We start from the raw sequence: 9787 nt of genomic DNA on the forward strand, positions 1-9787 counted from the left end.
GCCGTGGGCGGCTTCGATCAGCGTCTGTCGCCAGTGCTCGGGGTCCGAGGAGCGCCGGCCCAGCTCCAGCCGCGCCTTGAGCGCTGCCAGTGGAGTGCGAAGCTCATGGGCGGCATCGGCGATGAACTGCGCCTGACGCTCGAACTGCGCGCGCAAGCGCTCGGTGAAGTGATTGAGCCCATGCACCAGCGGACCGAGTTCGCGTTGCACCTGCACCAGGGGCAGCGGTCGCAGGTCGTCGGGCTGGCGCTCTTCGACCGCGCTGCGCAAGCGCTCCAGCGGGCGCAGCGCGGCGCTCACGGCGAACCACACCATGACCAGCGCGGCCAACGCCAGCATGCCCAGGCGCAGCAAGGTGTCCGTCATCAGGTCACGGGCCATGCTCACCCGCGCCTCTTCGGTCTCGGCCACGCGAATTTCGGCCATGCCGTTCATGTTCGGCTCGCTGACGGGCTGGAGCAGGCTGACCACGCGTACGTCCTGGCCCTGATAGGTGGCGCTGTAGAAACGCGCCAGGGCCGGGTAATCGTCGGTACGCGGTGTGCCTGGCGGCGGCGGCGGCAGATGCTCGTAGCCCGAGATCAGCCGCTGCTGGAAGTCCAGCACCTGGTAGTAGATGCGGCCGGCGCTGTCGTAGGCAAAGGTGTCGAGGGCCACGTACGGCACGTCGGCGCTGAGCGTGCCGTCGCGCTGCGAGAGGCCGGCGGCAATGGCCCGTGCCGAGGCCAGCAGGGTGCGGTCGTAAGCGGTGTCGGCGGCTTCGCGACCGTTCCAGTAAGCGCTCAGGCCGCTGGCGATCATCAGCACCACCAGCAGCAGCGCCAGGTTGCCGAGCAAGCGTCCGCGCAGGCTGCCGTTGTCACGCATCGCGGTGTTCGAGCAGGTAGCCCAGGCCGCGGAAGGTGACGATGGCGACCGGGTGGCCATCGAGCTTCTTGCGCAGGCGGTGGATGTAGATCTCGATGGCATCCGGGCTGGCCTCTTCATCAAGGCCGAACACCTGGGCTGCCAGTTGCTCCTTGCTCATCACCCGCCCGGGCCGGGCGATCAGTGCTTCGAGCACGCTGTGCTCGCGGGAGGTCAGGGTGAGGTGTTCACTGCCGAGGGTGAAACGCCGCGTGTCGAGGTGATAGACCAGCGGGCCGCAGCACTGCTGGCGCTCGCCGCCCAGCACGCTGCGCCGCAACAACGCCTTGACCCGCGCCTCCAGTTCGCTCAGCTCGAAGGGCTTGGCCAGGTAGTCATCGGCGCCGAGATTCAGACCGTGCACGCGGTCTTTCACGTCACTGCGGGCAGTGAGCATCAGCACCGGTACGGTCTTGCCGCGCCCACGCAACCGCGCCAGCACCTCGAAGCCGTCCATGCGCGGCAAACCGACATCGAGCACCACGGCAGCGTATTCCTCGCTGGTCAGGGCCAGGTCGGCCGCCACGCCGTCATGCAGCACGTCCACGGTCAGGCCTTGGCTCTTGAACGCCTGCGCCACGCTTTCAGCCAGTTGCAGGTGGTCTTCGACCAGCAACACACGCATCGCCTTCACCCTTGAGTCGTTCGGTTGGCGCGGAGTGTACCCCTGCGATCAGGTCTGTGAAGCTCTTTGTAACAAACCTGTGACCGTGAAAGGTTGGTGAAAGGTTGGTTACCTAGGATCGCACCACGGCAGCCCGATCTGCTGAGCGATGCACCTCGAAGGTGCAGCCAATAAGAACAAGAACTGGAGTCACCCCCTGATGCTGTCGACACAGCTACAGGCGCTTGCGCCTTCCCGTCTGCTTCGCTCTCGCCCCGGCACCCTTGCCAGCGCCCTCGCCTTGGCCGGCGTTGCGCCGATGAGCCAGGCCGCCTTCTTCGAAGACAGCACTGCCACCTTCGAAACCCGCAACATGTACTTCAACCGCGACTTTCGCGACGGCACCAGCGCGCAGCAATCCAAGCGCGACGAATGGGCCCAGGGGTTCATGCTCAACGTCGAGTCGGGCTACACCGACGGCACCGTGGGGTTTGGCGTCGACGCGCTGGGCATGGTCGGCATCAAGCTCGACTCCAGTCGTGATCGCACAGGCACTGGCCTGCTGCCGGTGCACGACGACGGCAAGGCGGCCGACGAATATGCCAAGCTCGGCCTGACCGGCAAGGTGCGCATTTCCGCCACCGAACTGAAAGTCGGCACACTGATCCCGGTCACCCCTGTACTGCGTCCCAACGACGGCCGCATCCTGCCGCAAACATTCGAAGGCGCCCTGCTCACTTCGCGCGACATCGACCGCCTGACGTTCATCGGCGGGCGCATGGAGAAGGTCAAGGACCGCAACGACACGAACTGGGAAGACCTGGCCCTGAACAACAAGGGCGGGCGCTTCGGCGGCACCTTCAGTGGCAATCATTTCGACATGGCCGGCGTCGATTACGCGTTCAGCAAGGCGCTGACCGGCACCTACTACATCGCCCAGCTCGACGACATCTACCGCCAGCATTACCTCGGCCTGCTCGCCAGCCAGAAGTGGGGCCCAGGCACCTTCGGCGCCGACCTGCGGCTGTCCACCAGTGACGACCAGGGCCAGGCCAAGGCCGGGCGCATCGACAACACCACGGCCAACGGCATGCTCAGCTACGCCCTCAGCGGTCACAAGCTCAGCGGCGCTTACCAGCATGTGTCGGGCGACAGCGCCTTCCCCTACCTCGATGGCGCCGACCCGCATCTGGTCAACTTCGTCCAGATCAACGACTTCGCCAACGCCGACGAGCATTCCTGGCAACTGCGCTACGACTACAACTTCGCCGCCATCGGCGTACCCGGCCTGAGCTTCCTCACCCGTTACATCAGTGGCGACAACGTCAGCCGCGCAGCGGGTGGCGAGGGCAAGGAATGGGAGCGTGACACCGAACTCAAGTACGTGGTGCAAAGCGGTCCGTTGAAAGACGTCGCGGTGCGCCTGCGCAATGCCAGTTTCCGCTCCAACTTCACCCGAGACGCGGACGAAACCCGCGTGCTGGTGAGCTACAGCGTGGCCCTTTGGTAATTCACAAGAACAATTGACGGAGATAAGACAATGACCTTTTCCCTGCGCCGCCTCGTACTCGCCACTGGCTGCCTGCTGCTGGCCGGCAACGCCCTGGCCGCCGAACCCAAGCGCCCTGAATGCATCGCCCCGGCCTCGCCCGGCGGCGGCTTCGACCTGACCTGCAAGCTGGTACAGAGCGCCCTGCTCAACGAGAAGATCCTCAGCAAGCCGATGCGCGTGACCTACATGCCCGGCGGCGTCGGCGCGGTGGCCTACAACGCCGTAGTGGCGCAGCGTCCGGCCGATGCCGGGACCCTGGTGGCATGGTCCAGTGGTTCGCTGCTGAACCTGGCGCAGGGCAAGTTCGGTCGTTTCAACGAGAACGCGGTGAAGTGGCTGGCGGCCGTGGGCACCAGCTACGGCGCCATCGCCGTGAAGAACGATTCGCCGTACAAGACCCTCGATGACCTGGTTGCCGCGCTGAAGAAAGATCCGAGCAAAGTCGTGATCGGCTCGGGCGGCACCGTGGGTAGCCAGGACTGGATGCAGACCGCGCTGATCGCCAAGGCCGCCGGGATCAACCCGCGTGACCTGCGCTACGTGGCCCTGGAAGGCGGCGGTGAAATCGCCACAGCGCTGCTGGGTGGACACATTCAGGTGGGCTCGACCGACATCTCCGACTCCATGCCACACATCCAGAGCGGCAACATGCGCCTGCTCGCGGTGTTCTCCGAAGAGCGCCTGGACGACCCGGAAATGAAGAACATTCCGACCGCCAAGGAGCAAGGCTACGACATCGTCTGGCCAGTGGTGCGCGGTTTCTACCTCGGGCCGAAGGTGAGCGACGAGGACTACGCGTGGTGGAAGGAATCGTTCGACAAGGTGCTGGCCTCCGAAGAGTTCGCCAAGCTGCGTGACCAGCGCGAGCTGTTCCCCTTCGCCCTGACTGGCGAGGAGCTGGACAAGTACGTGAAACAGCAAGTGGCGCAGTACAAGGTTCTGGCCAAGGAATTCGGTCTGGTGCAGTAGCACGGTTTCGGCTCTGGACCTTCGGCTAAAGCCGCTTCCATGAAATTCGCGGTCGCCTTCACAGGCAACTTCGATGGGCTCACCGAGCCCCCTGTGGGAGCGGCTTTAGCCGCGATGGCCGGCAACGCCGGCCCAGTACAAACCCAGTGATCAACCGGGCAAACGAAGCCGGGGCGGCTGCGCCGCCCATCGCGGCTAAAGCCGCTCCCACAAAGATTCGCGTTCGCCTGCACAAGCAATTTCGCAGGCTTACCGAACCCCTATGGGAGCGACCGGTCCGGCGCTCCGGTTAGCCGCGATAGCCGGCGCAGCCGGCCCAGTACGAACCCAGTGATCAACCCGGAAAACCCGCTCATCTGCAGCCGTTTATCCGAGTTGATCCAAACATCGCCGGCCCGTGCCGGTACGCACTTACCTAGTTCGAGGATTTCCCCATGATCCTGCAACGCATTTTCGCCCTTGCCATGCTGGCCGTGTGCGCCGCCCTGGCGGTGATGGCCTGGCCGTATCAGGCCGCGTTTTCCTACGAGCCGGTCGGCCCGCGTGCCTTTCCGCTGTTGATGCTCGGCCTGATGGGCCTGGGCCTGCTGTACATGGCGATTCGTCCGACGCCCATCGTGCGTAAAGACGACGAGCCGGAGCTCGACCGCGCCACCTTGATCAAGATCTGCCTGTGCATTGGCTTGCTGCTGCTGTTCGCGGCCACCTTCGAATCGCTGGGCTTCATCCCTAGCGCGATCCTCGCCGGTGTGCCGATGGCACGTCTGTACGGCGGCCGCTGGTTGCACAGCGCCATCGTCGTGACGCTGATGAGCATTTTCCTCTACTGGCTGTTCGATCGCATGATGGACGTGCCGCTGCCCCTGGGCCTACTCAGTGTTCTGGAGAACTGACACATGGATACCTTGAGCTACCTGGGACAGGGCTTCGGCGTCGCCCTCACCCCCTACAACCTGGTCACCGCCCTGAGCGGCACCTTGATCGGCACCGTCGTCGGCCTGTTGCCGGGCCTGGGCCCGATCAACGGCGTGGCGCTGTTGATCCCCATCGCCTTCGCCCTGGGCCTGCCACCGGAATCGGCGCTGATCCTGCTGGCAGCGGTGTACCTGGGTTGCGAGTACGGCGGCCGGATCAGCTCGATCCTGCTGAACATCCCGGGCGAAGCGTCGACCGTGATGACCACCCTCGACGGCTACCCGATGGCTCGTCAGGGTCTGGCCGGCGTCGCGCTGTCGCTGTCGGCGTGGAGCTCGTTCATCGGTGCCTTCATCGCCACCTGCGGCATGGTCCTGTTCGCCCCGCTCCTGGCGAAATGGGCGATCGCCTTCGGACCTGCGGAATACTTCGTGCTGATGGTGTTCGCCATCGTCGCGCTGGGCGGCATGGCCGGCGACAAGCCACTGAAGACCTTCATCGCCGCGTTGATTGGCCTGTTCCTCTCGGCGGTCGGCATCGATGCCAACAGCGGCGTCTATCGTTTCACCGGTGACAGCGTGCACATGGCCGACGGCATTCAGTTCGTCGTGCTGGTGCTGGGGCTGTTCTCGATCAGCGAGATCCTCTTGCTGCTGGAGAAGACCCACCACGGTCACCAGGCGGTGAAAGCCACCGGGCGCATGCTGTTCAACATGAAAGAAGCGGCCTCGGTGTTCGCCGTGAACATCCGCTGCGGCCTGCTCGGTTTCATCATGGGCGTACTGCCGGGCGCCGGTGCGACCCTGGCCAGTGCCGTGGCCTACATGACCGAAAAACGCATGGCCGGTGCCAGTGGCAAGTTCGGTCAGGGCGATGCCCGTGGCCTGGCGGCGCCGGAAACCGCCATCGGTGCGTCCTGCTGTGGCGCCCTGGTGCCGATGCTGACACTGGGTGTACCGGGTTCGGGCACCACGGCGGTGATGATCGGCGCGCTGACGCTGTACAACATCACCCCTGGCCCGCTGTTGTTCCAGCAGCAGCCGGACATCGTCTGGGGCCTGATCGCCTCGCTGTTCGTTGCCAACATCATGCTGGTGATCCTCAACATCCCGATGATCCGCATCTTCACCCGCATCCTCGCCGTGCCGAACTGGGCGCTGGTGCCGGTCATCGCGATCATCACCGGTATCGGTGTGTACGCCGTGCACGCCACCACCTTCGACCTGTTCCTGATGGTCGCCATTGGCATCATGGGTTACATCTTGCGCAAGCTGGACTTCCCGCTGTCGCCGATCCTGCTGGGGTTCATCCTCGGCGGCCTGATGGAGCAGAACCTGCGCCGCGCGCTGTCGATCTCCAACGGTGAGCTGGGCATCCTCTGGTCGAGCCCGATCAGCATCGGTGTGTGGGTGTTGACGGCGTGCATGATCTCGCTGCCGCTGATTCGCATCTGGCGTCGCCGGGCCAAGCAGCGCCAGGCCATGGCGGATGCCTGATCGCAGGCTGCCGCTGTACTGGGCAACGGGGCTGGTCGGTCTTGCAGGCGGGTTTCTCGCCAGCAAGGTCGGCTGGCCTTTGCCGTGGATGGTCGGCGCCCTGCTGGCCATCATCCTGGTGCGCTGCCTAACCCCGTGGCAGTTGTCGGAAATCCCCCACGGGCGCAAGTGCGGCCAGTGGATCATCGGCGTCGGTATCGGCCTGCATTTCACGCCGCTGGTGATCGAACAGGTCTCCAGCCATTTCCTGTTGATCGTCTTCGGTGCGTTGCTGACTACGGTGTCGAGCGTGATTGGCGTGTGGTGGCTGCGCCGCAGCGGTGAAGACCACGCCACGGCGTTTTTTGCCAGCATGCCGGGTGGCTCTGGCGAGATGGTCAACCTCGGCGCGCGCAATGGTGCGGTGCTCAGCCAGGTGGCGGCGGCGCAGAGTTTGCGTGTGTTGACGGTGGTGCTGTGCGTGCCGGCGCTGTTCAAACTGCTGCTCGGTGAGGGCGCGGCGGTGCATCTCGCTGGCGCCGTGAGCTGGCCGTGGCTGGCACTGATTGCGCCGCTGGCCCTGCTCAGTGCCTTCGTGTGGCAGCGTTTGCGCCAGCCCAACCCGTGGTTGTTCGGGCCGTTGCTGGTGGCGGCGACGGTGAGCCTGGCGGGCGACCTGCAGGTGTCGCTGCCCGATGGCGCCAGCCAGATGGGGCAGTGGCTGATCGGCAGTGGGCTGGCGTGCCACTTCAATCGGGCGTTCTTTCGGCGGGCGCCGGCGTTTCTTGCGCGGACTTTGGTCGCGACGGGCTTGAGCATGATCATCGCGACGGCGGCGGCCTGGGTAATGGCCGGTTTGACCGGCCTGGATGTGCGTTCGCTGACCCTGGGCATGATGCCCGGTGGGATCGCCGAAATGAGCCTGACGGCTGAGACCTTGCAGCTTTCGGTAGCGCTGGTGACGGCGTTGCAGGTGATGCGTTTGCTGTTCGTGCTGTTTCTGGCTGAGCCGTTGTTTCGGGTGTGGCGGCGGTAGGCGGGGTTGCTCGGTGACTGTCGGCAGGTGAGCGTGTGGGAGCGGCCGGTCCGGCGCTCCGGTTAGCCGCGATGGCCGGCGCAGCCGGCCTAGCACAGACAACACCGGACAACCTGATGGAACGGGGTAGCTGCCATTGGGCCGGCTGCGCCGCCCATCGCGGCTGACCGGAGCGCCGGACCGGCCGCTCCCACATGGAACGCGTTGCTGTCGAAAAGCCTGATCCGACCGTTTGTCAGCCTTTAGCGAAAGACAGTTGGCTCCCACTCGGACCACGCTCGCAGAAACTCTCACTTTGACCGACCCAGCTCAGACCCTGTGGGAGCGGCTTTAGCCGCGATGGGCGGCGCAGCCGACCCCCTCCCCCTCACCGGGATCGATCCTTACTGCCCCCCATCCAACGCCGGCAGCGCCCAGTTGATCGGCGTGATCCCGCGCTGCTCCAGGAAACCATTTGCCCGGCTGAAATGCCCGCAACCGATGAATCCCCGATACGCCGACAACGGCGACGGGTGCACCGACTTGAGTACCAGATGCTTGGTGCCATCGATCAGCTTCTGCTTGCTCTGGGCATGGGCGCCCCACAGCAGGAACACCACGTTTTCACACTGCTCGCTGACCACCTCGATGATGCGGTCGGTGAAATGCTCCCAGCCTTTCTTGGCGTGGGACGCGGCGTTGGCGCGTTCGACCGTCATGGTGGTGTTGAGCAGCAGCACGCCCTGTTCGGCCCAGCTTTGCAGGTATCCATGGTTGGGAATCGGCAGGTTCAGGTCGCGGTGCAGCTCTTTATAGATGTTCACCAGCGACGGTGGCGTCGGCACCCCCGGTTGCACCGAGAAGCACAAACCATGCGCCTGGCCAGGGCCGTGGTAGGGGTCCTGGCCGAGGATCACCACCTTGACCTGCGGCAGCGGCGTGGTGTTGAGCGCGTTGAAAATCAACGGCCCGGGCGGATAGATCTGCTTGCCGGCAGCATGCTCCTGGCGCAGGAAGGCGCGCAGTTGATGCATGTAGGGCTGGTCGAATTCGTCGCGCAGGGCGGCTTTCCAGGTGGGTTCGAGCTTGATGCGATCTTCATCGGTCATGGTGTGATCCAGAATCAGGTGGGGCGGCCTGAGCATCGTCGGCACATCTGCGCTCGGGTCAGGCAAGGCGAAATCGGGGCGTCGACTGTACCGAAGTGCATGAACTTTCCAAGCCCTGTTTCATGTCGTCTGGCCAGGGCCGGCCTGTTTCGTGCACACGCCAGATGCTGCTGTCCATTCCTCCGACCGGTAGCCGACCTGCTCCCTGCATTGGCCCGGCATACGTAACGCTGATGCTCATTCATCCGACCGGTAACCGGCGTATTCGGTTCGCCCAGCCATACTGCAACGACCATCTGTGCGAGGTATTCCATGACCCTTCAATGCGAGGTTCTCACAGGCGCTGACGGCGCCTGCATCGGCGTTGCCACGCTCGACGCCGCCAAGACGCTCAATGCCCTGACCTTGAGCATGATCGAAACCCTCGACGTCCAATTGCGCGCCTGGGCCCATGACCCCAATGTGGTCTGTGTGCTGTTGCGTGGCAATGGCGCCAAGGCCTTTTGCGCAGGCGGCGATGTGCGGGCGCTGGCCGACGCCTGTCGCGAGCGGCCAGGCTGCGTACCGCCAGTTGCCGCGCGCTTCTTCGCCGCCGAATACACCCTCGATTATCACCTGCACACCTACCCCAAGCCTTTGCTGTGCTGGGCCCACGGCCACGTGCTGGGCGGCGGCATGGGCCTGTTGCAAGGGGCTGGGGTGCGCATTGTCACGCCAGGCAGCCGGCTGGCGATGCCGGAAATCGGCATCGGCCTGTACCCGGATGTCGGGGCCAGTCATTTCCTCGGTCGGCTGCCGGGCAAGCTGGGGCTGTTCCTCGGCATGACCGGCGCCACCCTCAATGCCCGCGATGCACTCGATCTGGACCTGGCCGACCGGGTCTGGCAAGACGACCAACAGCAGACCCTGATCGATGAACTGCTGCAACTGAACTGGCAGGAACAGACCGCCCTGCAGCTGAACAGCCTGCTGCGCTGCGGCCATCAGTGCGCCAAGGCTCACCTGCCCGAAGCGCAGTGGCTGCCGCGCCGGGCACTGATCGACGAGGTGCTCGACGTCGCCGATGCCGCCTCGGCCTGGCAGGCGCTGGCTGCCCTGCGCCATCACGCCGACCCGCTGCTGGCCAAGGCCGGCGAGCAGACCTACCGCGGCTGCCCGCTGACGGCGCATCTGGTCTGGGAACAGGTACAGCGCGCGCGCCGGCTGTCACTGGCGCAGGCGCTGCAGATGGAATACGCGATG

General features: G+C 64.9%; 9 protein-coding genes. 6 read left to right on the top strand and 3 right to left on the bottom strand.

All coding sequences use genetic code 11. The features are described from left to right. On the bottom strand, window positions 1-867 hold an 867-nt coding region (locus RT028_RS15855), incomplete at its 3' end, for a sensor histidine kinase N-terminal domain-containing protein (protein WP_312936072.1). Continuing rightward, window positions 860-1531 carry a response regulator gene (locus RT028_RS15860; RefSeq protein ID WP_312936073.1) on the bottom strand — a complete coding sequence of 224 codons (672 nt, stop codon included), beginning with the start codon at window positions 1529-1531 and terminating at the stop codon, window positions 860-862. The genes RT028_RS15860 and RT028_RS15855, both read right to left, overlap by 8 nt. Window positions 1532-1730: 199 nt before the next feature. On the opposite strand from RT028_RS15860, the gene RT028_RS15865 reads away from it, so the two are divergent. The 5 genes from RT028_RS15865 (at window position 1731) to RT028_RS15885 (ending at window position 7457) form a co-directional block, all read left to right on the top strand. After that, window positions 1731-3020, top strand: a complete 1290-nt coding sequence (locus RT028_RS15865) for an OprD family porin (protein ID WP_312936074.1) — start codon at window positions 1731-1733, stop codon at window positions 3018-3020. A 30-nt stretch (window positions 3021-3050) separates the two neighbouring features. Continuing rightward, window positions 3051-4031, top strand: coding sequence for a tripartite tricarboxylate transporter substrate binding protein (locus tag RT028_RS15870; protein ID WP_312936075.1), 981 nt, complete (start codon window positions 3051-3053; stop codon window positions 4029-4031). Between the two features lie 434 nt (window positions 4032-4465). Next, complete coding sequence (locus RT028_RS15875; protein ID WP_312936076.1) at window positions 4466-4924, top strand: tripartite tricarboxylate transporter TctB family protein; 459 nt, start codon at window positions 4466-4468, stop codon at window positions 4922-4924. Between the two features lie 3 nt (window positions 4925-4927). Continuing rightward, window positions 4928-6442 (top strand): tripartite tricarboxylate transporter permease, encoded by a 1515-nt coding sequence (locus RT028_RS15880; protein ID WP_312936077.1) that lies wholly within the window; start codon window positions 4928-4930, stop codon window positions 6440-6442. Beyond that, a complete protein-coding gene (locus tag RT028_RS15885) occupies window positions 6435-7457 on the top strand; it encodes an AbrB family transcriptional regulator (RefSeq protein ID WP_312936078.1) in 1023 nt (340 codons plus the stop codon). The genes RT028_RS15880 and RT028_RS15885 overlap by 8 nt, the downstream gene beginning before the upstream one ends. Before the next feature lie 383 nt (window positions 7458-7840). Here RT028_RS15885 and ung read toward each other — a convergent pair whose 3' ends face one another. Then, window positions 7841-8545, bottom strand: a complete 705-nt coding sequence (gene ung / locus RT028_RS15890; protein WP_312936079.1) for a uracil-DNA glycosylase — start codon at window positions 8543-8545, stop codon at window positions 7841-7843. Window positions 8546-8857: 312 nt separating this feature from the next. Here ung and RT028_RS15895 point away from each other — a divergent pair. Next, window positions 8858-9787: enoyl-CoA hydratase/isomerase family protein (locus tag RT028_RS15895; protein WP_312936080.1), on the top strand; the 930-nt coding region annotated here is incomplete at its 3' end.

Source organism: Pseudomonas sp., assembly GCF_032058845.1.
GTDB lineage: Bacteria > Pseudomonadota > Gammaproteobacteria > Pseudomonadales > Pseudomonadaceae > Aquipseudomonas.